The sequence below is a fragment of the Acidimicrobiales bacterium genome (assembly GCA_035533095.1).
Classification (GTDB): domain Bacteria; phylum Actinomycetota; class Acidimicrobiia; order Acidimicrobiales; family Palsa-688; genus DATLUM01.
In genome coordinates this window covers 66,082-90,248 of record DATLUM010000106.1, presented here as the reverse complement: position 1 = coordinate 90,248, position 24,167 = coordinate 66,082, and the positions used below count along the sequence as shown (strand labels likewise).

General features: G+C 68.6%; 22 protein-coding genes. 8 read left to right on the top strand and 14 right to left on the bottom strand.

Annotation, left to right across the window (positions count from 1 at the left end; all coding sequences use genetic code 11):
* Entirely contained in the window at positions 1-1,569 is a 1,569-nt protein-coding gene (serA, locus tag VNF71_13625; GenBank protein ID HVA75593.1) for a phosphoglycerate dehydrogenase, read from the top strand.
* Between the two features lie 9 nt (positions 1,570-1,578).
* On the opposite strand, the gene VNF71_13620 is transcribed toward serA, so the two are convergent.
* The 3 genes from VNF71_13620 to leuC are packed head-to-tail and all read right to left on the bottom strand — an operon-like array spanning position 1,579 to position 4,160.
* Positions 1,579-2,061, bottom strand: a complete 483-nt coding sequence (locus tag VNF71_13620) for a hypothetical protein (GenBank protein ID HVA75592.1) — start codon at positions 2,059-2,061, stop codon at positions 1,579-1,581.
* Between the two features lie 12 nt (positions 2,062-2,073).
* Positions 2,074-2,667, bottom strand: a complete 594-nt coding sequence (gene leuD / locus VNF71_13615) for a 3-isopropylmalate dehydratase small subunit (protein HVA75591.1) — start codon at positions 2,665-2,667, stop codon at positions 2,074-2,076.
* 50 nt (positions 2,668-2,717) lie between these two features.
* Positions 2,718-4,160: a 3-isopropylmalate dehydratase large subunit gene (leuC, locus tag VNF71_13610; protein ID HVA75590.1), complete on the bottom strand. Its 1,443-nt coding sequence runs from the start codon at positions 4,158-4,160 to the stop codon at positions 2,718-2,720.
* A 40-nt stretch (positions 4,161-4,200) separates the two neighbouring features.
* Here leuC and VNF71_13605 point away from each other — a divergent pair, with 40 nt between their 5' ends.
* Positions 4,201-4,863, top strand: coding sequence for a helix-turn-helix domain-containing protein (locus VNF71_13605; protein ID HVA75589.1), 663 nt, complete (start codon positions 4,201-4,203; stop codon positions 4,861-4,863).
* Here the strand turns inward: VNF71_13605 and VNF71_13600 are convergent.
* Together VNF71_13600 and VNF71_13595 are read right to left on the bottom strand one after the other, a co-directional pair.
* Positions 4,860-5,756, bottom strand: a complete 897-nt coding sequence (locus VNF71_13600; GenBank protein ID HVA75588.1) for an alpha/beta hydrolase — start codon at positions 5,754-5,756, stop codon at positions 4,860-4,862. The two genes, VNF71_13605 and VNF71_13600, sit on opposite strands and share 4 nt — an antisense overlap.
* A 66-nt stretch (positions 5,757-5,822) precedes the next feature.
* Positions 5,823-6,488 carry a hypothetical protein gene (locus tag VNF71_13595; protein HVA75587.1) on the bottom strand — a complete coding sequence of 222 codons (666 nt, stop codon included), beginning with the start codon at positions 6,486-6,488 and terminating at the stop codon, positions 5,823-5,825.
* A gap of 50 nt (positions 6,489-6,538) precedes the next feature.
* Here VNF71_13595 and VNF71_13590 point away from each other — a divergent pair, with 50 nt between their 5' ends.
* Positions 6,539-7,303: a Sir2 family NAD-dependent protein deacetylase gene (locus tag VNF71_13590; protein ID HVA75586.1), complete on the top strand. Its 765-nt coding sequence runs from the start codon at positions 6,539-6,541 to the stop codon at positions 7,301-7,303.
* Here the strand turns inward: VNF71_13590 and VNF71_13585 are convergent.
* Positions 7,296-7,937 carry a nitroreductase family protein gene (locus VNF71_13585; protein ID HVA75585.1) on the bottom strand — a complete coding sequence of 214 codons (642 nt, stop codon included), beginning with the start codon at positions 7,935-7,937 and terminating at the stop codon, positions 7,296-7,298. The two genes, VNF71_13590 and VNF71_13585, sit on opposite strands and share 8 nt — an antisense overlap.
* A 79-nt stretch (positions 7,938-8,016) precedes the next feature.
* On the opposite strand from VNF71_13585, the gene moeB reads away from it, so the two are divergent.
* Positions 8,017-9,198, top strand: coding sequence for a molybdopterin-synthase adenylyltransferase MoeB (gene moeB, locus VNF71_13580; protein ID HVA75584.1), 1,182 nt, complete (start codon positions 8,017-8,019; stop codon positions 9,196-9,198).
* A 143-nt stretch (positions 9,199-9,341) separates the two neighbouring features.
* The gene (locus VNF71_13575) at positions 9,342-9,773 is read left to right on the top strand and encodes a hypothetical protein (GenBank protein HVA75583.1); all 432 of its coding nucleotides are present in this window, start codon (positions 9,342-9,344) and stop codon (positions 9,771-9,773) included.
* Between the two features lie 25 nt (positions 9,774-9,798).
* On the opposite strand, the gene VNF71_13570 is transcribed toward VNF71_13575, so the two are convergent.
* The 8 genes from VNF71_13570 to VNF71_13535 form a co-directional block, all read right to left on the bottom strand.
* Complete coding sequence (locus tag VNF71_13570) at positions 9,799-11,160, bottom strand: FAD-dependent oxidoreductase (GenBank protein ID HVA75582.1); 1,362 nt, start codon at positions 11,158-11,160, stop codon at positions 9,799-9,801.
* Positions 11,161-11,169: 9 nt separating this feature from the next.
* Positions 11,170-12,756 carry a methylmalonyl-CoA mutase family protein gene (locus VNF71_13565; GenBank protein ID HVA75581.1) on the bottom strand — a complete coding sequence of 529 codons (1,587 nt, stop codon included), beginning with the start codon at positions 12,754-12,756 and terminating at the stop codon, positions 11,170-11,172.
* 29 nt (positions 12,757-12,785) lie between these two features.
* Positions 12,786-13,970 (bottom strand): imidazolonepropionase, encoded by a 1,185-nt coding sequence (hutI, locus tag VNF71_13560; GenBank protein ID HVA75580.1) that lies wholly within the window; start codon positions 13,968-13,970, stop codon positions 12,786-12,788.
* Positions 13,958-15,307 (bottom strand): formimidoylglutamate deiminase, encoded by a 1,350-nt coding sequence (locus VNF71_13555; GenBank protein ID HVA75579.1) that lies wholly within the window; start codon positions 15,305-15,307, stop codon positions 13,958-13,960. The genes hutI and VNF71_13555 overlap by 13 nt, the downstream gene beginning before the upstream one ends.
* A gap of 2 nt (positions 15,308-15,309) precedes the next feature.
* Positions 15,310-15,885: a peptide deformylase gene (def, locus tag VNF71_13550; GenBank protein ID HVA75578.1), complete on the bottom strand. Its 576-nt coding sequence runs from the start codon at positions 15,883-15,885 to the stop codon at positions 15,310-15,312.
* Entirely contained in the window at positions 15,882-17,543 is a 1,662-nt protein-coding gene (hutU, locus tag VNF71_13545) for a urocanate hydratase (GenBank protein HVA75577.1), read from the bottom strand. Before hutU ends, def begins: the two co-directional genes overlap by 4 nt.
* A 214-nt stretch (positions 17,544-17,757) precedes the next feature.
* Complete coding sequence (gene hutH / locus VNF71_13540) at positions 17,758-19,329, bottom strand: histidine ammonia-lyase (GenBank protein ID HVA75576.1); 1,572 nt, start codon at positions 19,327-19,329, stop codon at positions 17,758-17,760.
* A complete protein-coding gene (locus VNF71_13535; protein ID HVA75575.1) occupies positions 19,326-21,104 on the bottom strand; it encodes a biotin carboxylase N-terminal domain-containing protein in 1,779 nt (592 codons plus the stop codon). The genes hutH and VNF71_13535 overlap by 4 nt, the downstream gene beginning before the upstream one ends.
* A gap of 22 nt (positions 21,105-21,126) precedes the next feature.
* Between VNF71_13535 and VNF71_13530 the strand changes: the two genes are divergently transcribed.
* The 3 genes from VNF71_13530 (at position 21,127) to rfbB (ending at position 24,165) form a co-directional block, all read left to right on the top strand.
* The gene (locus tag VNF71_13530; GenBank protein ID HVA75574.1) at positions 21,127-21,894 is read left to right on the top strand and encodes a biotin--[acetyl-CoA-carboxylase] ligase; all 768 of its coding nucleotides are present in this window, start codon (positions 21,127-21,129) and stop codon (positions 21,892-21,894) included.
* A gap of 126 nt (positions 21,895-22,020) precedes the next feature.
* Entirely contained in the window at positions 22,021-23,127 is a 1,107-nt protein-coding gene (locus VNF71_13525) for a glucose-1-phosphate thymidylyltransferase (protein HVA75573.1), read from the top strand.
* Between the two features lie 72 nt (positions 23,128-23,199).
* Positions 23,200-24,165 carry a dTDP-glucose 4,6-dehydratase gene (rfbB, locus tag VNF71_13520; GenBank protein ID HVA75572.1) on the top strand — a complete coding sequence of 322 codons (966 nt, stop codon included), beginning with the start codon at positions 23,200-23,202 and terminating at the stop codon, positions 24,163-24,165.
* Positions 24,166-24,167 lie beyond the last annotated feature (2 nt).

Sequence of the window (24,167 nt, the reverse complement as noted above, 5' to 3'; positions counted from 1 at the left end):
ATGGCGAGAGTTCTCGTGACCGAGGAGATCGCCGAGCCTGGCCTCGAGTTGCTGCGCGCTGCCGGCCACGAGGTCGACGTGTCCGTCGGCTTGTCGGCGTCCGAGCTGTTGGCGGCCGTGCCGGGAGCCGCGGCGCTGATCATCCGCTCCGCCACCAAGGTCACCGCCGAGGTCCTGGCCGCCGGCCGTGACCTGGTGGTGGTCGGCCGGGCCGGGATCGGCCTGGACAACGTCGACGTCGACGCGGCCACCAAGCAAGGTGTGCTCGTGGTCAACGCTCCGCAGTCCAACGTTCTTTCGGCCGCGGAGCACACGATGGCCTTGCTTCTCGCGCAGGCCCGCAATGTGCCGCAGGCGCATGCCGCGCTGGCGGCCGGTCGTTGGGAGCGGTCGCGCTGGGAGGGCGTGGAGTTGCACGGCAAGGTCCTCGGTGTCGTAGGGCTCGGGAGGGTCGGCGCTCTGGTCGCGCAACGCGCCGCCGCGTTCGGGATGAGGTTGGTCGCGTACGACCCCTATGTCAGTCCCGAGCGCGCGAAGCACATGGGTGTCGAGATGATGTCTCTGGCGGACGTCGTGTCGGTCGCCGACTTCTTGACCATCCACCTGCCGAAGACGCCGGAAACGACTGGCCTGATCGGAGTCGACGTGCTCGCGCGCGCCAAGCCCGGGCTTCGAATCGTCAACACCGCACGCGGGGGGATCGTCGACGAGAAGGCCCTCGCCACCGCCGTCACAGAAGGCACGATCGCCGGCGCGGCCCTCGACGTGTTCGAGCACGAGCCCGTCACCTCCTCGCCGTTGTTCGAACTCGAATCTGTCGTAGTCACGCCTCACCTCGGCGCGTCGACCCGGGAAGCGCAGGACAAGGCCGGGATGACGATCGCGGAACAGGTACAGCTCGCGCTCGCCGGCGACTTCGTGCCGTTTGCCGTGAACATCGCGGCGAACGAGGTGCCCGAAGCGGTCAAGCCCTGGATGCCGCTGGCAGAAAGACTCGGGCGCATGTTCGGCGGCATCGTCACCGAGCTTCCCGCGGTTCTCGACATCGAGTTCGCCGGCGGACTTGCAGACGAGGACACCCGGATCCTTGCCCTCGCCGTGCAGAAGGGAATCTTCTCGATCAGCTCCGACGAGCCTGTGTCGTTTGTCAATGCTCCCCGGCTGGCGGATGAACGCGGGTTGGCCGTGCGCGCCACGTCCGGGCACAGCGGTGGTGGCGCCTACGCGAACCTCATCACTCTTCGAGGAGGCAAGCACTCAGTAGCCGGCACCATGTTCACCGTCGGGGAGCCCCGCGTCGTCATGATCGACGACCACGACCTGGAGCTTCCGCTGTCGCCCTGGATGCTGCTCGTGCACAACGATGATCGCGTCGGCATGGTCGCCGCCGTCGCGTCGATCATCGCCGGCGCCGGGCTCAACATCGTCGACCTCAAGCTCGGACGCAGTGCCGAGGGCGGTACTGCGATGATGGCCCTTTCCTTCGAGGAGGAAGTGCCGGCCGCGGTGGTGGGTGCATTGCGTTCGACGCCCGGGATCCTCGGGGCTGTGGCTCTCGCCGGGGTCTGAAGAGGTTCCTCAGCGCTTCGCCCGGGAGAACCCGTCGGTCTCTGCCGCTTCCGGGCTGGCGTAGCAGCGGTCGGGAACCATGCGGTCGTACATGGGCATGCCCGGGACCCGGTAGAGGTGGCTCGAAAGCTTCGCCTTCACAGGATGGGTGGCCGGGGTCTCGCCGGAACCGTTCGGCGCGACCCAGGCACCGCCGGACGGCGCGGTAGCGCGCCGCGCCGGAGCCGTCGCCGAGGAGGCCTTCTTCGGCGTTGGTGCCTCGGGTGTGACGGTTCCCGCGTTCGTGCGCGTGCCATCGTCCTCGGCTTCACCGTCCACTCCGCCGGAGCCCGTGCCCGCCCGCGTCGGCTCCCATCTCTCCCAGTTGCCGGCGACCGCGGGTTGATCAGGCCCGTCCACCCACCGCCGCATCAACTCGCGCCCGGCCCAGACGACCGCGGCGACCGCCAGGGCCCGGAACAACAGCCGCAGGATCATGCGCAAGAGCCTCACCACGCAAGGAAACTACCCTACCGAGGGCATCCAATCCGGCCTGCGACCCTCGTGCACCGTGATGTCGCCTTCGTGGCGCAAGGTGAGCCCGATGTCGTCGAGACCCTCGACGAGGCGGTGCTGGGTGAACGCGTCGAGCGGGAACTCCGCCTCCAGGCCGGCCGCCGGCGCCGACACGACCAGGCGCTCGACGTCGACCGTGATCTCCAGAGAAGGATCCGCAACCACGGCGCGCAACAGCGCCTCGCCGAAGGTCGCGTCCACCTGCACCGGTACCAAGCCCGCCTTGGTGCAGTTGTTCTTGAAGATGTCACCAAAACGAGGCGACACCACCGCGCGGAACCCGTAATCCATCAGCGCCCACACTGCGTGCTCTCGAGAGGATCCAGTGCCGAAGTTCGGGCCGGCCACGAGGATCGTGGCGCCGGCGTGCTCCGGCTTGTTGAGCACGAAGTTGCGGTCGTCGCGCCATTCCGAGAACAGCCCCTGCCCGAAGCCGGTGCGCTCCACCCTCTTCAACCAGTCGCTGGGGATTATCTGATCGGTGTCCACGTCCGAGCGGTCCAGCGGGACCGCTGTTCCTGTCACCACGCGCACAGCTTCCATCTCAAGTCCTCCTGTCCCGTAAACCTTGATCGGTGACGACCCGACCAGCCCTAGCCGAGGTCCGCCGGCGTGGCGAAGCGGCCGGCTACGGCGGTTGCCGCGGCCACCGCCGGCGAGACGAGGTGTGTCCGCCCCCCACGGCCCTGACGCCCTTCGAAGTTGCGATTGGACGTCGAAGCCGAGCGCTCGCCGGGCTGAAGCTTGTCCGGGTTCATCGCCAAGCACATCGAGCAACCTGGGTTGCGCCACTCGAAGCCCGCGCCCGTGAACACCTTGTCGAGTCCCTCCGATTCGGCTTGCGCCTTCACCTGGCCGGACCCGGGTACCACCAGGGCCCGCACAGACGGAGCGACCTTCCGTCCCTCCAGCACCGAGGCCGCGGCGCGCAGGTCCTCGATACGGCCGTTGGTGCACGAGCCGATGAACACCGTGTCGACTGGGATGTCCCGAACCTTCGACCCGGCGGTCAAGCCCATGTACTCGAGCGCCCGCGAAGCGGCGTCGCGCTCCGAAGGCGAGCCGAGCTCGTCCGGCGACGGCACGACACCGCCGATCGGCACGACCTGGGCGGGGTTGGTCCCCCAGGACACGAACGGGGTCAACGCCGCCGCCTCCAGCGTCACGTCCTTGTCGAACACCGCCCCGTCGTCGGTTACGAGCGACCTCCAGTCGTCCAACGCCCGCTCCCATGCTGTGCCCGACGGTGCGAAGGGACGACCTTGGAGGTACTCGAAGGTCTTGTCGTCAGGAGCGACCAACCCTGCCCGGGCCCCGCCCTCGATCGACATGTTGCAGACCGTCATGCGGCCTTCCATCGAGAGCGACCTGATGGCCGAGCCCCTGTACTCGATGACGTGCCCCATGCCGCCGCTTGTGCCGATCTTGCCGATGATGGCGAGCACCAGATCCTTGGCCGTCACACCGGCCGGAAGCTCACCGTCGACCGTCACGGCCATGGTCTTCGGGCGCCTCTGTGGGAGCGTCTGCGTGGCAAGCACGTGCTCTACCTCGCTGGTGCCTATTCCGAACGCGAGCGCGCCGAACGCGCCGTGGGTGGAGGTGTGGCTGTCCCCGCAGACGATCGTCATGCCCGGCTGGGTCAGCCCGAGCTCGGGCCCGATGATGTGCACGATCCCCTGGCGCGCGTCGCCCATCGAGTAGAGCCGGATCCCGAACTCTTCACAGTTGGCCGCGAGTACCTCCATCTGGCGCGCCGAGATCGGGTCCTCGATGGGCCGGTCGAGTGCCGTGGTGGGGACGTTGTGATCCATCGTTGCGACCGTGAGATCCGGCCGCCGCACCGCACGGCCGGCTATCCGCAGCCCGTCGAACGCCTGCGGGGACGTCACCTCGTGGACGAGGTGGAGGTCGATGTACAGAAGGTCGGGCTCGCCTTCGGCGCGCCGGACAACGTGGCGCTCCCAAACCTTGTCTGCCAGTGTCTGCGGGTTGGTCACGGCGTCATCCCACCCTCGTCGAGTCTGATCGTCCATCCGGAGCGGCTATCTCAGGATGTGAGATAGTGTTCAAGTTATGGGAGAGAGTGTAAGCGGCGTCGGCGTCCTCGACAAGGCGGTTCGGATCCTCGCCGCACTCGAGACCGGACCTCTCGCGCTGCCCGACCTCGTGGACCACACTGACCTCCCCCGAGCGACGGCGCACCGCCTCGCGCAGGCTCTCGAGGTCCACAGCCTCGTCGAGCGCGACGCGGCAGGCAGGTTCGTACTCGGTTCGCGCCTCGCCAGGCTTGCAGGCAGCGCGGGCATCAGCGGCCGGCGCACGATCTCGGAGGTGGCCGCCCCGGCCCTCGCCCGCCTGAGGGATGTGACGGGGGAGAGCGCCCAGTTGTTCGTGCGCGCCGGAGACTCGAGGGTCTGCGTGCTCTCACTCGAGTCGCCGCACAGCCTGCGCACCATCGTGCCAGTGGGAGCGACGCTCCCGATGGACCGGGGATCCGCTGCGAAGGTGTTGCGCGGCGATCCCGCTGCGATGCGTACCGGCTGGGCGCAGAGCGTCGAGGAGCGGGAGAAAGGGGTGGCGTCGGTGAGCGCCGGCGTCCTAGTAGCCGGTCAAGCCGTCGCCGCGGTGTCGGTATCGGGACCCATCGAGCGAACGACACGCAGTCCCGGGAAGCGTTACGCCCGCGAGGTGCTCGCAGCCGCCCGGGAGGTGGAAGCCGGAATGAGCGGGGGCTAGACCGTCCGGCTGCCGGCCTGCGGGCGGGCCTGCGGCACGTCTCGCCCGGCACCGGCGATCCCGCAGGCTTCCACCAGCGCGGGCACGAACAGGCGGTGATCCTCGACGCACGCGCGGTGCGCGCCAGCGACCTCGATCGCCACCGCGCCGGGGATCGCAGCCGCGAGAGCCGCCTGCCGGCGCGGGGAGACCGCCGTGTCCATGGTCGTGACGATCACCGCCGTCGGGACGTCGATGCCCCCGATCCACTCACGCGAGTCGAAGCGGCCCAGAGCCAGGCCCGCCTGGATCACCGCCGCCGGGTCGTGGCGCTCCCACTCCTCGAACGCCCACGGAGCGGTCCCCGCGGCCGGCACCCTGCTGCGCAACAACATCGATACGCCCTGCCTGCGCAGCTGGTACGGCACGCCCGACAGCGCCAACGACATCGCGAAGCTGAACGGGCCGATCACCCTCCCCAGCTCTTTTCGCACCGGAAAACGAGCCGCCGTGGCGCACAGCACCAGCCCTTCCACCAGGTCCCGATGGCGCTTCCAGAGCAGCTGTGCCACCGGGCCGCCCATCGAGTATCCGGCGATGATCGATGGTCCGAGCCCCAGCTCTCGGATCAACGCCGCCGCGTCGTCTGCGCAATCCTCGAGCCGGAACGGACGGCGGCTGCGGATCCCCCTTGCGTGCCCCCTGTGGTCGAGCGCGACGACCCGGTGGCGTGACGCGAGGGGCTCGAAGCACCGGTACCAGTTGAGAGCGGCCGACGAGGTCCAACCGTGGAGGAGAACGACGGGGGGCGCGCCGGCTCCGTCGGGTGGCCCCGTGTCGTAAACCCAGGTCCGCCCTCGCCTCTCGAGCCTTACTGGGCCGCCCGGCGGTAACCGGGGAGTGCGCGCGCTCATGCGCCAAGGGTACGGGCACGCCGGCCTAGAAGAGGTTCGCGCCATCGCAGGTAAATCCTGCGACCTCTAGGCGGGTCCTCCCGCTGCCGCGAGAGCGACCTTGTGCCGCTCGCATGCCCACGCGACGGCGTCCCGGGCGAGCGACGGGTGGTAACGCCAGCGAAGCAGCTGGCGCTCTGCAGCCTCGGAGTCCTCGCCGAGCTCGAGCAGGCTGAGGGCGAGCTGGCGTCCTCTCCTGCGCAAAGCCTCGCCGGGCGGCTCCTCCAACTGTTCGGCCTGCCAGCGCTCGTGGGCTTCCTGCAGCGCCGGCGGGAGGCGGTGGGTGTGCCGTCGGCTCAGCGGTGCCAGCTTTCGCCGGACCGTCAGCTCGTCGGGGCCGCTCGCGTGCGCCAGCTCGAACAGGATCAGACGGTTGACCGTGCGCAGCAGCGGCGAGTGCCGGCCGCCCTTGTCCCCGAGCCCGAGCGCGCGGGCGGTTTCTCCAAGTGGAAGGTCGAAGCCCTCAGGGGCGGCGTCGAACCCAGCGGCGATGCGGCGCATCAGCCACGTAGCGCTCGGACCGATGATCGACAGCCAGAACCGCTCGACGTAAGGGCTCCGCGGGTCGAAGCCGACCTTCTCGACCACATCGTCGGGCCACGGCCGGATGCCTAGAACCTCCGACTGGAAAGTGACCATCTGCTGTACCACCGCCGATCTCCCTCCTTCTAGATCAATCTGAGTGACTTTCATGATACAACAGTGTATGAAACTCATCAAGAGGATTTGGAAAACTGGAACGGATGGCTCCACCCGACGACATCCAGCAAGCCGTCGGCCAGGCGCGCCAGATCCTGCGAGGTGCCGAGCGCGTGACGGTCCTCACGGGGGCCGGCATCTCCACCGACTCGGGAATCCCGGACTACCGGGGTCCTCAGGGGACCTGGACCAAGGACCCCAAAGCCGAGCGCACGGCAACCCTGTCCCACTACCTGCGCGACTCCGAGGTCCGCCGCGAGGCGTGGCAGAACCGCCTCAACTCGCCGGCATGGACGGCGCAGCCGAACCCCGGCCACAAGGCGCTCGCCGAACTCGAACGGCAGGGACGCCTGGTCGCCATCGCGACCCAGAACATCGACGAGCTGCACCAGCAGGCCGGCAACAGCCCGGGGAAGGTGATCGAGTTGCACGGCACCATGCGCCGGGTCAGGTGCTGGGACTGCGGTGAGGAGGGCGCGATGGAGGCAGCCCTCGAGCGGGTTCGAGCCGGCGACCTCGACCCGTTCTGCGTGCGCTGCGGCGGAGTCCTCAAGTCCGCGACGATCAGCTTCGGCCAGGCCCTGGACCCCGAGGTCATGGCTAAGGCAGAGGCCGCTGCCCTCGCCTGCGACGTGTTACTGGCGGTCGGGTCGAGCCTCGGCGTCTACCCGGCCGCCGGTCTGGTCCCCCTCGCCAAGAACGCGGGCGCCGCGCTGATCATCGTCAACGCGCAACCGACCCCCTACGACGCGGACGCCGACGCGCTCCTCCACGCTTCGATCAGCGAGGTCCTGCCACAGATCATCTAGGTATGTCGTTTGGCCTGGCCGGGCCCGGGTCTGCTTGCCAGCGCCCGCGGTGGACGACCTCGTCGACCGGCCTGCGTCCCCGCGCCGCCGACCCGACGGGGCCGCGGTCGTCTTCCGGCCAGCCGATCGCCACCGCGCCGATCGCCTGCCAGCCCTCTGGGATCCCGAACGCCGACCGCAAGTCGCCGGGCGTCCCTCGGAGCCCGAAGAACAGTGCGCCGAGGCCCTCGTCGACGACCGACAACAGGAGGGTCATCGTAGCGAACGACACATCAACGACCCAGAACGGCGCCGGCCACGCCCCCTCCTCCATCATGCCAGCCGCGATCTTGTCCGGCTCCGAGTAGCGGTCCAGGTAACGCTGCACGCTGCACAGCGGCACCACGATCAGCGGCGCCCTCAGCACACCCGGCAGGGAGGGGACGTCCCTCCACTCGGGATCCGACTCCACCTCCCAGAAGGCGTCCAGCTGCTCGCGCCCCTCGAGGACCAGAAACGACCAGCCCTGCGTGTTCCCCGCCGAAGGCGCACGGCGGGCCCGGTCGAGCAGCCGGTCGACCACTTCCGGCGGCACGGGCTCGTCCCGAAAGTTGCGGCACATTCGCCGCCGGCGCAGCACCTCACCCAGTTCCATGGACAAGAGACTCGCAGACCGGACTGCCGGCCGGCGGCGCCCAGGCCGACTACCTGACCGGCGAGGTAAGATTTACGCCATGGCGACGTTCCGTGACCTGTTGCGTGACACCAAGGCGCGCATCAAAGAGGTCGATACCACCCAGGCCGAGGAGGAAGTGGCCCGACCGGGCACCGTGGTGCTCGACGTGCGCGAGCCCGACGAGTACGAGCAAGGCGCGCTCCCCGGCGCGGTACACATTCCCCGCGGCCACCTGGAGAGCCAGGTGGAGGCGCGCATCGCGGACCGCGACGCGCACCTGGTGGTCTACTGCGCCGGCGGCACCCGCTCTGCGTTCGCCGCCGACACCCTCACCCAGCTCGGCTACACCGACGTCGTGTCGATGGCGGGCGGCTTCAACAAGTGGAAGGACGAGGGACGCGCATGGAGGACACCCGCCGCCCTGACCGCGGAACAGCGCAACCGGTATCAGCGCCACCTCCTGCTGCCCGAAGTCGACGTCGCGGGGCAGCACAAACTCCTGCAGTCGAAGGTGCTGCTGCTCGGCGCCGGCGGCCTCGGGTCACCCGCGGCGCTGTACCTCGCGGCGGCCGGAGTCGGCACACTCGGCATCATCGACATGGACGTCGTGGACGCGTCCAACCTCCAACGCCAGATCCTGCACAACGGTGACCGCGTCGGCGAACGCAAGGTCGACTCGGCGAAGAAGACGCTCACCGCGCTCAACCCCGACGTCAACGTCGTCACCTACGACGTGCGCCTCGGTGCCGACAACGTCCTCGAGATCTTCAAGGGCTACGACGTGATCGTCGACGGGACCGACAACTTCCCGACCCGATACCTGGTCAATGACGCATCCCTCAAGCTCGACATACCGGTGGTGCACGGATCGATCTTCCGCTTCGAGGGCCAGGCCAGCGTGTACCTCCCGCATCAAGGACCGTGCTACCGCTGCCAGGTCCCTGAGCCACCGCCGGCGGAGCTGGCGCCGTCGTGCTCGGAGGCGGGCGTGCTCGGAGTCCTTTGCGGGATCATCGGCAGCATCCAGGCGATGGAGGCGGTCAAGCTGCTGCTCGGCATCGGCGATCCACTCGCCGGACGCCTGCTTGCATACGACGCGCTCGAGGAGACCTTCCGCACGTTCAAGGTGAACCGCGATCCGCAATGCGCGGCGTGCAGCATCCCCAAAGAGCAGATCGTGATTGCCGAGTATGACGAGCTGTGCATGCCGCATCCGATCGAGGCCCCCAAATCGAGGTAGGAAAAAGAGCGGCCGTCGCGCTGGTTATGGCCGCGGCTTCCGTAGTGGCCTCGTGCGGGTCGAGTAGCTCCGACAATCCCGGGCTGAGCGGCCCACAACGTGGTTCACCGACGACGGCCCGGCAGGCCGCGGCGGGACCCGCCGTGAGCGTCATCCACGTCTCGGGGCTTCCGGTGCCACAACTCGCCGGCAAGCCGTCAGTCAACACGCAGCTGACCGCCATCGGGTCGAAGCTGTCGGGAACCTGCACGGTCAGCGCCGAGAGGGACGACGCGAAAGTGGTGTCGTTTCTGTGGTCGTGCGGCGGGCATCTCACTGCCGCGACGTTCGATCTGGCGGACAACCGACAGCTGACTCTGGACGACCTGTTCCAAGGGGGCTACAAGTCGTACCTCAGCTCTACCGCCGTCACCCAGATGCAGGCGAACGGTGCCTCCAACCCGAGCGCCGGCGACTTCTCCGTTTGGTACCTCACGCCCGACTCGCTGGTAGTGGCGTTCCCTGCGGGGACCGTTTCCTTCCCGATCACCAGCCTCGAAAGCTACATCCGCCCAGGCAGCCCCATCGCCACCTGAAGAGGTTCTGACGAACCTCTTCAGGTCATTCGGCAGCGTCGGCGAGAGCCTCTGACAGGGTCGGGTGTGCCAGGCAGCTCTCGACGATGTCGCTGACCTTGAGGTTGGCTGTGACCGCCAGAGCGATAACCGAGATCAGCTCAGCGGCATGGCGGCCGACGATCGACCCTCCCAGCACCACACCGGTTGCCGGGTCGGAGAGAATCTTGACGAAGCCTGTCGGGTCGTCGTTGATCAGCGCCTTCGCTGCAGCGGCGTAGGGGACCTTGGTGACCCGGATCTTGCGGCCGGACGCGAAAGCCTCAGCCTCGGCGAGCCCGACGTCGGCGATCTCCGGTTCGGTGAAGATCGCCGAGGCGGCCTTCTCGTAGTCGATGTGCCGGTGCTCGCGGGTGTGGATCCCCATCACGTGCTCCGCGATCTTGCGCCCCTGCATCGCAGCCACCGACGAGAGCGGAAGCTTTCCCGAGACGTCGCCCGCCGCGTAGATGTGCGGGACGTTCGACTGGCAGTGGTGGTTGACCGAGATGTAACCCCCGCGGTCGATCTCGACGCCGGCTGACTCCAGACCGAGGCCGTCGCTGTTGGGGATCGACCCGATGGCGAGCAGGGCGTGGCTGCCGGCGGCGACGCGACCGTCGTCGCACCTGACCGAGACCCCGTCGGGACGCATGTCGATGCCTTCCGCGCGTGCGCCCTTCAGCAGCTTCACGCCGCGGCGGAGCAGCTCGTCCTCGAGCGCCGCGGCGACTTCGGGGTCCTTGCTCGGCAGGACCTGCTGGCGGCTCACGATGAGGGTCACCTTCGAGCCGAACGAGCTGAACATGTGCACGAACTCGACGCCCGTCACGCCCGATCCGATCACGACTATGTGCTCCGGCATCTGCGGCGGGGGATAGGCCTGCCGGGTGGTGAGAACCCGCTCGCCGTCCGGGTCCGCCCACGACGGGATTCGTGGCCTGCTCCCGGTGGAGATCAGCACGGCGTCGGCATCTATCTCCTCGAGACCGGCCTCCGTTTCGGCCACGACCTCGTGAGGGCCCTTGACCCGGCCGGTTCCACGCAGAATGCGCACTCCCTGGCTCTCGAGGAGCGTGGTCACCTGATCGCGGAGGTGGCCCTCTATCCCTTCCACCCGCCGGCGCTGCGCCGCCAGATCCAGGTGCGGGTCCTGGTGCTCGAGGCCCATCCCCTCCACGCGCCGGCTGAAGCTCATCGCGCCCCCCGTAGCGATCATCGTTTTCGAGGGGATGCAGTCCCAAAGATGGGCGGCGCCGCCGATGACGTCGCGCTCGATCAAGGTGACCTCGGCTCCGAGGCGTGCCGCGTACGTGGCCGCGGTGTTCCCCCCGGGGCCCCCGCCGACGATCACGAAACGCACGGGCACTCGCTGCTCCTACCGGCTCGGCTGGTACACGCCGAACTCGGCGCGAAGGATGTCGCTGACCTCGCCCAACGTCGCCCGCCGGCGCAGCGCCTCCTTCATCGGCGGTAGGAGATTCTGCGTGCCGCGGGCAGCTGATGCAACATCGGCCAGGGCGGCGTCGACCGCGGGTTGGTCGCGCTCGGCTCGGGTACGGCGGACCCTCTCGACCTGGTGCTCCTCGAGAGCGGGGTCGATGGGGAACACCTCCGCCGGCTCGGGTTGGTCGTCGACGTACTTGTTGACACCGATGATGACCTTCTCACCTGTGTCGACTGCCTTGGCGTACTGGTATGCGGCCTGCTCGATCTCCTCTTGCATGTAGCCGGCCTCGATCGCCGGGACCGACCCGCCCATGCCGTCGATCTTCTCGAGGTACGCCCACGCTTCGGTCTCGATCGCGTCGGTGAGCGACTCGACGAAGTACGAGCCCGCCAGGGGGTCCGCCGTGTCGACGACGCCCGACTCGCTGGCGACGATCTGCTGGGTGCGGAGAGCGATCGTCGCGGCCTTGGTGGTTGGCAGCCCGAGCGCCTCGTCGTAACCGTTGGCGTGCAGGCTCTGTGTCCCGCCGAGGACGGCAGCGAGACTCTGAACGGTGACGCGAACGATGTTGTTCTCCGGCTGCTGCGCGGTGAGCGTCGAGCCACCGGTCTGGGTGTGGAAGCGGAGCAGCTTGCTCTTCTCGTCCTTGGCGCCGAAACGCTCGGTCATGATCCGCGCCCACATGCGCCTGGCCGCGCGGAACTTTGCGACCTCCTCGAAGAAGTTGTTGTGTGCGTTCCAGAAGAAGCTCAGCCGGGGTGCGAACTCGTCGACCGGTAGGCCCGCGTCGATGGCGGCTTGAACGTACGCGATCCCGTTCGTGATCGTGAACGCGATCTCCTGGACCGCAGTCGAGCCGGCCTCGCGGATGTGGTACCCGGAGATTGAGATGGTGTTCCAGCTGGGCAGGTTCTCGCGGCAGTATGCGAAGATGTCGGTGATCAGCCTCATCGACTGGCGTGGCGGGTAGATGTAGGTGCCGCGGGCGACGTATTCCTTGAGGATGTCGTTTTGGATGGTGCCGCCGAGCTTGTCGCCCGAGACGCCCTGCTCCTCGGCGACGAGCTGGTAGAGGAGAAGGAGGATCGCGGCGGTCGCGTTGATCGTCATCGACGTCGTGACCTTGTCCAGGGGCAATCCTCCGAGGAGGATCCGCATGTCGTCGATCGAGTCGATGGCGACCCCGACCTTGCCGACCTCCCCCTCGGCGCGGGGGTGATCGGAGTCGTAGCCCATCTGCGTCGGGAGGTCGAACGCGCACGAGAGTCCCGTGCCGCCTCCGGCGAGCAACAGGCGCCAGCGCTCGTTGGTCGACTCCGCGGTGCCGAAGCCCGAGTACTGCCGGATGGTCCACGGCCGCCCGCGGTACATGGTGGGGTAGATGCCGCGCGTGTAGGGGTAGGCGCCGGGGGATCCGAGCTGCTTGGCGGGGTCCCAGCCCTCGAGGTCTGCGGTCGAGTAGACCGGCCTTATCTCGATCCCGGAGTCGGTGCGGCGCTCGTCGGCGGGGGGCATGCCGTCCAGGTTATTGGGCTACCGACCGGTCACGATAAATGGCCCCGGGCCCACTTCCCATCCTTCAGGACAGCCGACACGAGGTTCGAACCCATCCGGTACACGAGGTGCTCGTGGGACGGGGCTGCGATCACCAGGGCGTCGGCGCGGCAGCCGGGCGCCAGCCTGCCGACGTCGCTTCTCCGTAGCGCACGAGCCCCGCCGGCCGTAGCGGCCCACAGGGCCTCACCGGCGGACAGCCCGCACTCGCGCACCGCGAGCGCCATGGCCAGTGGCACCGAAACGGAGTAACTCGAGCCCGGGTTGCAGTTGCTGGCCAACGCCACCGTCGCGCCTGCGTCGATGAGCCGCCTGCCGTCCGCGTACGGCTGGCGGGTGCAGAAGTCGCTTATCGGAAGGATCGTTGCGACAGTGTCCGAATCCGCGAGCGCGCTGACGTCGCCGGGTGTGAGATGGGTGCAGTGGTCGGCGGACGCGGCGCCCATCTCGCAGGCAAGAGCCACTCCGCCTCCGGCGGAGAGCTGGTTGGCGTGGACCCGCAGCCCCAGACCGCGGTCGCGTGCGGCCTGCAGTACAGCTCGCGACTCGTCGACGTCGAAGGCGCCGGCTTCGCAGAAGACGTCACACCACCTGGCGACCCCCTCGGCGGCCGGCAGCATGACCTCCGTGAGCAACGCGATGTATCCCGCCCTGTCGTGCTCGTATTCGGCCGGCACGATGTGCGCTCCGAGGAAGGTGGCTTCGGACGTGACCCCTCTGGCCACGTCGAGGAGGATCGCCTCGTGCCGCGGCGTCAGCCCGTATCCGGTCTTGACCTCGAGTGTCGTCGTGCCGTAGCTCATCGCCTCGCGCGCCAACCGGCCGGCGTGGGCTTCGAGCGCCGGCCGGCCGGCGGCCCTGGTCGCCGCGACCGTCTCCAGGATCCCCCCCGGTTGGTAAGGCTGGCCCGCCATCCGCCGGGTGAACTCGCCGGCACGGTCGCCCGCGAAGACGAGGTGCGTGTGCGAGTCGACGAAACCCGGAACGACGCAGTGTCCGTGCAGCTCGACCTGCATCTCCACACCCGACGGAGCGCCGCGTCGCGGCCCGGCGTAAACCACCGTCCCCTCATCCGCCACGAGGACGCCGTCGTCGACAATCCCGAGCTCGCCGCGGCCGATCGCGGGGTCGCAGGTGACGAGTTCCGCGATCGCGGTCAGGGCTATCGATGCCATGCCCAGACCTCGTCGACGGCTGCTGCGATCGCGGCCGCCGGGTTCTCGATGCGTGTGTGCTCGCCTCCGTCGACGATCGTGTCGCCGCCCACGACCACCGTGTCGACGTCGGCCGCGGACGCGCCGAAGATCGTCGACGCGGCAAGCTCCGGGTCGCAGCCGGCGGTCCTGGGGGTGTCCGTCCGGATGGACACGAAGTCAGCAGGCTGGCCCGGCGCGAGCCCTCCCGCGGACCATCCGAGCGACTCCAACCCCGCTGATGTCGCGGCGCGGATGAGCTCCGAGGAGGAGAAGAGGACGCGCTGCTCGCTCACGAGGCGCGAATCCATCTCCAGGGCCCGTGCTTCTTCGAAGCCGTCGATGACAGCGTGCGAATCGCTTCCCAGGCACAGCTGAACGCCGACGTCCCGCATCCGAGCGAAGGGACCGATGCCGTCGCCGAGATCCCGCTCGGTGGTCGGGCAGGCGCAGACGTGGGCTCGGGAGTCTCCGAGCACGACCACGTCGTGCGGACCGGCGTGCGTGGCGTGCACCGCGGTGAAGTCACAGTCGAGTGCTCCCGCGGTTTCCAGCAGCTGGAACGGGCTGAGACCGGTCGCCGCCATGCAGTCGTCGACTTCCGCGCGCTGTTCGGAGACGTGCGCGTGAAGCGGCCACCCGCTCTGCGCTGCGTACGCCGCAAGGTGCTTGATGGCCCCCGGCGGCACGGCTCGCACGGAGTGGACGGCCGCGGCCATGCGTTGGCCGTCACCGGTCTTCAACGAGGCGACGCGCTCAGCCCAGCACGAAACGTCTGTGTCGCTGAACCGCCTCTGCACCCCCTCGAGGGCGGTTTCGCCGAACCCTCCGCTCAAGTAGCACGCGTCGATAAGGGTGATGCGGATACCGGCTTCGGATGCGGCCCCGAGAAGGGCCGAGCCCATCTGGTTGGGGTCCGAGTACGGGCGACCGAGCGGGTCGTGGTGCAGGTAATGGAACTCGCCGACGGTCGTGTACCCGGCGAGGACCATCTCGGCGAACACCGCACGCGCCAGTCTCAGGTAGAGGTCCGGGTCCAGAGCCTCGGCCGCCCTGTACATCGTGTCGCGCCATGACCAGAACGTTCCGCGTGCGTCGTGGGTCCGTCCGCGCAATGCCCGGTGAAATGCGTGTGAGTGCGCGTTGACCAGGCCGGGCATCGTGATGCCCCTTAGCGTCGTTGCACCGGGCGGCGGGACCGGTACCCCGGGGGTGACAGACGAGAAGGTCCCGTCTTTCACCCCGATAAGAACTCCTCCGGCGTTGCGTTCACCGCCGAGCCAGGCGTGCTCCGCCCACCAGGTTCCGTTGCCGTGCACCTTCAGGAACCGAACCTCGCCACGAGCGCGGCCGCCCGGCTCGTGAACTCCTGCTTTCCGAAGCGCTCGTACTGTTCCCACGTCGTCAGCGTCGTCGGGTCCATCACTCGATCGAGGAAGAGTTTGCCGTTTAGGTGGTCCACCTCGTGCTGGAACGTGACCGCCGACAGCCCGCGTACCTCCTTCTCCCACGGTCCGCCGTGGCGATCGAGGGCCTTGACAGCGATCTCCACGAACCGCTGGGTGACGCCGCGGAGGTTCGGGACCGAAAGGCAGCCCTCGTTGTTGTCGAATGTCTCGTCGCTCAAGGGTTCGATCTCTGGGTTGACGAGCACCGTGAGAGGGATGTCGGGCTTGTAGGGATAGCGCGGGTTGGAGCTGACCTCGATCGCCACGATGCGGCGCGAGTCGAACACCTGGGGGGCGGCGAGGCCGGCACCGTTGCAGTAGCGCATGGTCTCGATCAGATCGTCGATGAAGGCCTGGGTGGCGGGATCATCGAGCGAAGCCGGATCGACCGGAACCGCCCACTCGCGCAGCACCGGGTGACCGATAGTCGCCACGTGGCGGACCGTCACGGGTCCGTCCCCCGTTGCGGGATGTTCACACCGCGAGCCCGGGCGACCTTGCGCGCCTCGGGGTAGCCGGCGTCGACGTGGCGGATGACACCCGTGGCCGGATCATTCGTGAGCACGCGCTGAAGTTTCTCGGCGGCGAGCGGCGTGCCGTCGGCGACCGTCACCTGGCCCGCGTGGACGGACCGACCGATACCCACGCCGCCGCCGTCGTGGATGCTCACCCAGGACGCGCCCGAAGCGACGTTCACCATCGCGTTCAGCAGCGGCCAATCGGCGATCGCGTCGGAACCGTCTGCCATGGCTTCCGTCTCCCGGTAAGGCGACGCGACGGAGCCGCAGTCGAGGTGGTCCCGCCCGATGACGATCGGGGCCTTGATGCGCCCGGACGCAACCAGTTCGTTGAACCTCTCACCCATACGTGCGCGCTCACCGAGCCCGAGCCAGCAGATGCGAGCGGGCAGGCCCTGGTACGCGACCTTGTCGGAGGCGAGGCGTATCCAGCGGGCGAGCGGGTCGTTGTCCGGGAACTCTTGGAGCACGGCCTGATCGGTCACCCCGATGTCAGCCGGGTCGCCCGAAAGCGCGGCCCAGCGGAACGGGCCTTTGCCCTCGCAGAACAACGGCCGTATGTACGCCGGCACGAAACCGGGGTAGTCGAACGCCCGCTCGACGCCGGCGAGACGTGCCTCTGCACGCAAGCTGTTCCCATAGTCGAACACCTCGGCGCCGCGGTCCATCAAGGTGACCATCGCGGTGACGTGGCGTGCGATGGTCTCGCGGGCTCGCATCAGGTAGTCGTCCGGATCCGAGCGTCGCAGGTCATCGGCCTCCGCCGGCGTGAAGCCCGAAGGGACGTACATCAGCGGGTCGTGTGCCGGTGTCTGGTCCGTGACGACGTCGACCGGCTCGTCGCGCCGGACGATCGTCTCCAACAGATCGACGGCGTTGGCCTCGACGCCGACCGACAGAGCCATGCCCTCCTTCTGGGCTTCCCGCGCCTGCAGCATTGCGTCGTCCACGTCCGAGGCGACCACATCGAGGTAGCGAGTATCGAGCCGGCGCTGAAGTCGGGTCCGGTCGACGTCCGCGCAGACGACGACGCCTCCGTTCATTGTCACCGCCAGCGGCTGCGCTCCACCCATCCCGCCGGCGCCGGCGGTCAGCGTGAGGGTGCCGGCGAGCGACCCGCCGAAACGCTTGGCCGCCACCGCGGCGAAGGTTTCGTAGGTTCCCTGCAGGATTCCCTGCGTCCCGATGTAGATCCACGAGCCGGCGGTCATCTGCCCGTACATCGTGAGGCCGAGCTTCTCGAGGCGCCGGAACTCGTCCCAGTTGTCCCATTCGCCCACAAGGTTTGAGTTGGCGATGAGCACACGCGGTGCCCATTCGTGAGTCCGCAAGACCCCGACCGGCCGGCCCGACTGGACGAGCAGGGTCTCGTCGTCGCCTAGCTCGAGAAGCGTCCGTGAGATCGCCTCGAAGCTCGCCCAGTCCCTCGCAGCCTTGCCCCCGCCGCCGTAGACGACGAGATCCTCGGGGCGCTCTGCGACGTCGGGGTCGAGGTTGTTGTGGAGCATCCGCCACGCCGCCTCCTGAGGCCAGGAGCGGCAGTGCAGCTCCGGTCCTCTCGCGGCCCTGACCACCCGCGCGCTGGGCATCGCGCCAGACGCTACCGCCCTCGGAGCCCCCCGGGCGGCGGGGCGCCGGCGGGGGGCAGCAGCGCACCACGCAGCGCATCACGCAGCGCACAACAGCATCACGCCGGACGGTTTTTGCGGGACGACGGCGTTTTGCGGGACACAGACGTCATCTGGCGACGGCGACGTCCCGCAAAAAACGAATGTCCCTCAAGAACCGCCGGCCGCCGGCCGCCTACCGCAACGGGCCCGTCACCGCCTCGGCCCAGCCCAGCACCTCGCCTGACCGGACGGCTTCGGTAGCGGCGTCGATCTCGGGCGCCATGTAGCGGTCGGGCCCCAACCCCGGCACGCGCCGGCGAAGCCCCTGCACCACAGTGGCGGTTGCCGGCGCCGGCCGCAGCGGGGATCGCATCTCGATCGCGCGAGCGGCCGTCATCACCTCGATGCCCGTGACGCGGGCAAGGTTGACCACCGACCGGCGGAGCTTCAGCGCAGCGGCCCACCCCATGGACACGTGATCTTCCTGCATGGCCGACGTCGGGACGTTGTCGGTACTCGCCGGAACAGCGAGCCGCCGGCAATCGGCAACGAGAGCAGCCGCGCTGTACTGGGCGAGCATCAGTCCCGAATCGACACCGGGATCGGCCGCGAGGAAGGGCGGCAGACCGTGCGACCTTGCCGGGTCGAGGTGGCGGTCGATCCGGCGTTCCGAGATCGATGCGGCGTCGGCGACCACCACCGCCAGGAAGTCCGCCACGTACGCCAGTGGTGCGCCGTGGAAGTTGCCGCACGATGCAACCCGCCCGTCCGGGAGCACGACGGGGTTGTCTATCGCGGACGCCAACTCTCGTCTCAAGACCTGCTCCGCGTGGTCGAGTGTGTCCCTGCACGCGCCAAGGACCTGCGGCGCGCAGCGCAGCGAGTACGCGTCCTGCACGCGCGAGTCGCCCTGCTTGTGCGACTCGACGATCGCCGACCCCGACAAGACCGTGAAGATGTTGGCGGCGGAGGCGGCCTGGCCGGGGTGGGGGCGTAGGGCCGCGAGTTCCGGCATGAACGCCTGGTCCGTCCCCAGCAGTGCCTCCACGGACATCGCCGCGGCCACGTCGGCGGTGCGAAGGAGCATGCGCAGGTCCTCGCACGCGAGGCAGAGGATCCCGAGCATGCCGTCGGTCCCGTTCGTCAGCGCCAGTCCCTCTTTGGCCTGCAATGCCGATGGTTCGAGGCCAGCCAGGCGCAGGGCCTCGCCGGCGCCCATCCGGCCGACCCCCTCGACGTCGACATCGCCCTCGCCTATCAGCGCCAGCGCCGCGTGCGCGAGGGGGGCGAGGTCGCCACTGCACCCGAGGGAGCCGTGCTCCCTGACCACCGGTGTGATCCTGTGGTTGAGCAACCCGACGATCGCTTCAACCAGCAGCGGCCGGACCCCTGAGAACCCCTTCGCGAGCGTCGCGGTGCGCAGGACCATCATCGCCCGCACGATCTCTGGCTCGACCTCGTCGCCCACCGTCGCGGCGTGCGACCGGACCAGCCCGGTCTGAAGGTCCTGCCTCCTGCCGGGCTCGATGTAGCGGTCGGCCAGCGCCCCGAAGCCCGTCGACAGACCGTAGACGGCGCGCTCGCCGCCGACGAGGTCGAGCGCGACCCGGTGAGATCGCTCCAAGGACTCTCGGGCGTCGCCGCCAACGGAGACGGGCGCACGCTGGCGCGCCACCCTCACGACCTGTTCGATCGTCAGCCCTGCCCGCCCGATCACCACCGCCTCGTCGCCGCGCCCGGCGGCGGGGCCGGTGGCGTCGTTCACCCGACTACGACTACCACGTCTCCGGCTCCGACCGCGTCGCCGGGCTTGACCCGGATCTCCTTCACGGTGCCGGACGCTTCGGCGGTGATGTTGTTCTCCATCTTCATGGCCTCCAGCACGGTCACCGCTTGGCCCACCTCGACGCTATCGCCCACCGCCACCAGCACCTTGACGATGGTCCCTTGCATGGGCACGGCGACCTCACCGGTGCCGCCCACGCCTTGGCCCGATCCGTGCGCGCTGCCGGGCCGGGGCCGTGCGGGCCGCGAGCCGGTGACAGAGGCGCCGGCAGCGACGACTGGCGCGGCATTCGGCACCCAGACCTTCACCTGGTAACGCCGGCCGTCGATCTCCACGTCCACGTCGCGCTGGACCTTCGCCTCCGGCCCCTCACCCGCAGCCGGGGCTGCCGCCGGCCTGGCGGCAATCCCGCTCAGGTCCAGCTTCTGCTCCACCCAGTTGGTGGAGTGCTCGATGTTGACGAAGTCCTCGTGCTCCAGGATCGCGATATCGGCCGGGATCGTCGTCGCCGGGCCCTCGACTTCCATCTCGCGCAGGGCGCGGAGGATCCGGCGGCGGGCGTCTTCGCGGTCGGTTCCCCAGGCGATCACCTTCGCGATGAGGTTGTCGTAGAACTGGCTCACCGTGTCGCCCTCTTCGTAACCGGCGTCGGTACGCACGCCGAACCCGTCGGGTCGCCGGAACTTGGTGATCGTCCCGGGCGAGGGGAGGAACCTGCCGCCGGCGGGATCCTCGGCGTTGATCCGCACCTCGATCGCGTGACCATGGATCCTGACGTCGTCCTGCGTGAATCCGAGTGGTTCACCGGCGGCGATTCGCAGCTGGAGCGCCACGAGGTCCATGCTCACGACGGCTTCGGTCGCGGGATGCTCCACCTGCAGCCGTGTGTTCATCTCGAGGAAATAGAAGTCTCCGTCCTCGTAGATGAACTCGACGGTTCCGGCGTTGACGTAACCGCATGCCTTGGCCACCTTTACCGCGGCCTCGCCCATCGCAGCCAGCGTGGACTCGGGGATCCCGGGCGCAGGGGCCTCTTCGATCAGCTTCTGGTGCCGGCGCTGGGCCGAGCAGTCACGGGTGCCGAGGTACACGGCGTTCCCGTGGGTGTCGGCGAAGACCTGCACTTCGACGTGCCGGGGCCAGGTCAGGTACCGCTCGAGATAGCTCTCCGGCCGGCCGAAGGCCTTCTCCGCCTCTCGTTGCGCGGATTCGAGCGCGCCGGCGGCCTCCTGGGCCTCGCGCACGACGCGCATCCCGCGACCACCACCGCCGTACGCGGCCTTGATCGCCACAGGCCACCCGTGTGCCTCGCCGAACGCGACGACCTCGTCAGGAGATGTGAGGACCTCGGTCGTTCCGGGCACCCCGGCCACCTTCGCTCGCTCCGCCGCGAGACGGGAGCTGATCTTGTCGCCCATCACCTCGATCGCCTCGGGCGGCGGTCCGATCCAGGCGACCCCTGCGTCGGTGATCGCCCTGGCGAAGTCCGCGTTCTCGGAGAAGAACCCGTAGCCCGGGTGCACACCGTCGGCACCCGAGCGGCTGATCACATCGAGGATCTTCTGCGTGTCCAGGTAGCTCTCGGCGGCAGTCTGGCCGCCCAGGGCGTATGCCTCGTCGGCGAGCCGGACGTGCAGTGCTTCGCGGTCGAGGTCCGAATACACCGCGACCGTGGCTATCCCGAGCTCCTGGCAGGTGCGGATTACCCGGACAGCGATCTCGCCCCGGTTGGCTATCAAGACCTTGCTCAGCACGAAGAGGCATTCTGGCAGCGTGATGATCGAGGAGCGAGTCCGCGAAGACCTGGCGGCCTCCACGCGCTTCTGGGATATCCGTCTGCTGGAGGTGACCGACTCGACCAACCGCGTCGTCGCCGAGCTCGCCCAGGCGGGCGGCGACGAGGGGATCGTCATAGCGACCGACCTCCAAACGGCGGGGCGTGGACGCCTCGACCGCACCTGGGAGGCTGAGCCCGGTGCGGGCCTGCTGGTATCGCTGCTCCTCAGACCCGATGGGCTTCCGATGCAGCGATGGCACCTGGTCACCGCCGCTGCAGGGCTGGCGGCGAAGGACGCGTGCGCGGACGTCGCAGGGGTGGCGGCAGATCTGAAGTGGCCCAACGACCTCCTCTGGCAGGGGCGCAAGCTCGCCGGGGTGCTGGCCGAATCCACCGCGGGGGCCCTCGTTGCCGGCATGGGGCTCAACGTGCACTCGTGCCCCCCGGGCGCCGCGTACCTGGACGAGGCGGCGGGACGCAGGGTGAGCCGTGGGGTGCTGCTGCCATCCTGGTTGCGCCACCTCGACGCTCTGCTGGATCACTGGGACGACGTTGCCGAGCGGTACCGGACCGAGTGCGCCACGGTGGGCAGGCATGTGCTGGTCGAGCAGCACGGGCAGGCGATCACCGGCTTCGCCGAGGCGATCGACGACGACGGCAGGCTGGTCGTACGTCCTGACGCGGGAGAGGCTTCTGAGCCGGTAGCGGTTTCCGCCGGCGACGTCGTGCACGTGCGCCCCGGTGGCGGTCCGCAGCACGCTTGGTAACGTCGTCGCGGTGCTCCACAAGCCGCCAGCGGATGTGATCTCTCCCAGGGGAGGGGTCCTCGTGCCCGGACGGCCATGCGGAGCTTCAGAAGCAGATCCCGTCCGCGGGCGACTTCAGGAGCACGGGTGAGGGCGTTGATCCTGGCCGGCGGTGCGGGGACGCGCCTGCGGCCCATCACCCACACGAGGGCCAAGCAGCTGGTGCCTGTGGCGAACAAGCCGATCCTCTTCTACGGCTTGGAGGAGATCGCCGAGGCGGGAATCAAAGAGGTCGGCATCGTGGTCGGCGACACCGCTGATGAGGTCAAGGGCGCGGTAGGAAACGGCTCCGCGTGGGGGATCTCGGTGACCTACATACCCCAGGAAGCGCCGCTGGGGCTCGCCCATGCGGTGCTCATCGCCCGAGACTTCCTCGGCGACGACGACTTCGTCATGTACCTGGGGGACAACCTCTTGAAGCAGAGCCTCCGCGAGTTCGTGGAGCGCTTCGAAGAGGACCGCCGGCGCTTCATGGCACCGACGCTCGACGACGCCGGAGACGCACCATGCGCGCAGATCCTGCTGAAAGAGGTCCCCGACCCGCACCGCTTCGGGGTCGCGGAGCTGAACCCCGACGGCACCGTGGTCAGGCTCCTCGAGAAGCCGGAGCATCCGCCCTCGAATCTCGCACTCGTCGGTGTCTACCTGTTCGACCGACGGGTGCACGAGGCGGTCGCGTCGATCAAGCCGTCAGCGCGTGGAGAGCTGGAGATCACCGACGCAATCCAGTGGTTGGTCGACAGCGGCTACAGGGTGCGGACCCAGATCCTCGAAGGGTGGTGGATCGACACCGGCAAGCTCACTCCGCTGCTCGAAGCCAACCGCCTCATGCTCGAGACCGTCGAGCGGAGGGTGGAGGGTGACGTGGACGACGACTCCGAGATCGACGGCAGGGTGGTGGTCGAGGCGGGTGCCCGGATCGTTCGGAGCCGTGTCCGGGGCCCGGTCGCCATAGCCGCCGGCACGACGATCGTCGACAGCTTCATCGGCCCCTTCACAGCCATCGGCCGGGATTGCGAGATCGAAGGCAGCGAGATCGAGCATTCGGTGGTGCTCGAGAACTGCAGGGTCATCCGGGCCGGGCGCCTGGAGGATTCGTTGCTGGGCCAACAGGTGGAGGTCACCCGCAGCGACCGGCGGCCGAGGGCGACCCGTCTCATGGTCGGTGACCACGGCAGCATCGACCTCGGTTGAAGACCCGCAACGCCGCAGCCACAAGAGCCGACTGCCAGGGGTCGCTTCGAAGCCCCCTGTTATCCTCGTAAGATGAAGCTTCTGGTCACGGGCGGCGCCGGTTTCATCGGCTCCAACTACGTCCGGTGGGTTCTGGAGCACACCGACGACGAGGTGACCGTCTACGACGCTCTTACCTACGCAGGCAACCGCTCGACCCTGGAGGACGTGGAGTCGGCGTACCCCTCGCGATTCCGGTTCGTCCACGCCAACATCTGCGACCTCAGGTCCTTCACCGACTCGGCGAGGGGCCATGACGCGGTCCTGCACTTCGCTGCGGAGAGCCACGTGGACCGCTCGATCGCCGGACCAGAGGACTTCGTGGTGACGAACTGCGTGGGTACCAACGCAGTCATGCACGCGTGCCGCACCCTCGAAATCGAACGGGTCGTGCACGTCTCCACCGACGAGGTCTATGGCTCTGTGGACAGCGGCGAGAGCACGGAGTCGGACCCTCTCGACCCGAGGTCTCCGTACAGCGCTTCCAAGGCCGGTTCTGACCTCATCGCGCGGTCGTACTACTCGACCTATGGGCTGCCCGTCGTGGTCACCCGCTCGTCCAACAACTTCGGCCCCTGGCAGTACCCCGAGAAGGTCATTCCCCTGTTCGTGACCAACCTGCTGGACCGCAAGCGGGTGCCTCTGTACGGCGACGGCCTCAACAAGCGGGACTGGCTCTACGTCGAGGACAACTGCTCCGCCATCGACCTGGTCCTGCGCGAGGGGAAGCTCGGCGAGATCTACAACATCGGCGGTGGAAACGAGCTGGCCAACCGGGAGCTGACCGAACGCCTTCTCGCGCTCGCCGGCGCCGGCGACGACTCGATCCAGTACGTCGAGGACCGCCTCGGCCACGACCGCCGTTACGCCATCGATTCGTCGAAGGTCCGTGCCCTCGGATGGGAGCCGTCGCGCAAGTTCGACGACGCGCTGGAGCACACGTTCGGGTGGTACCGCGACAACCGGTGGTGGTGGGAACCGCTCAAGGCACGAGGCTAGGC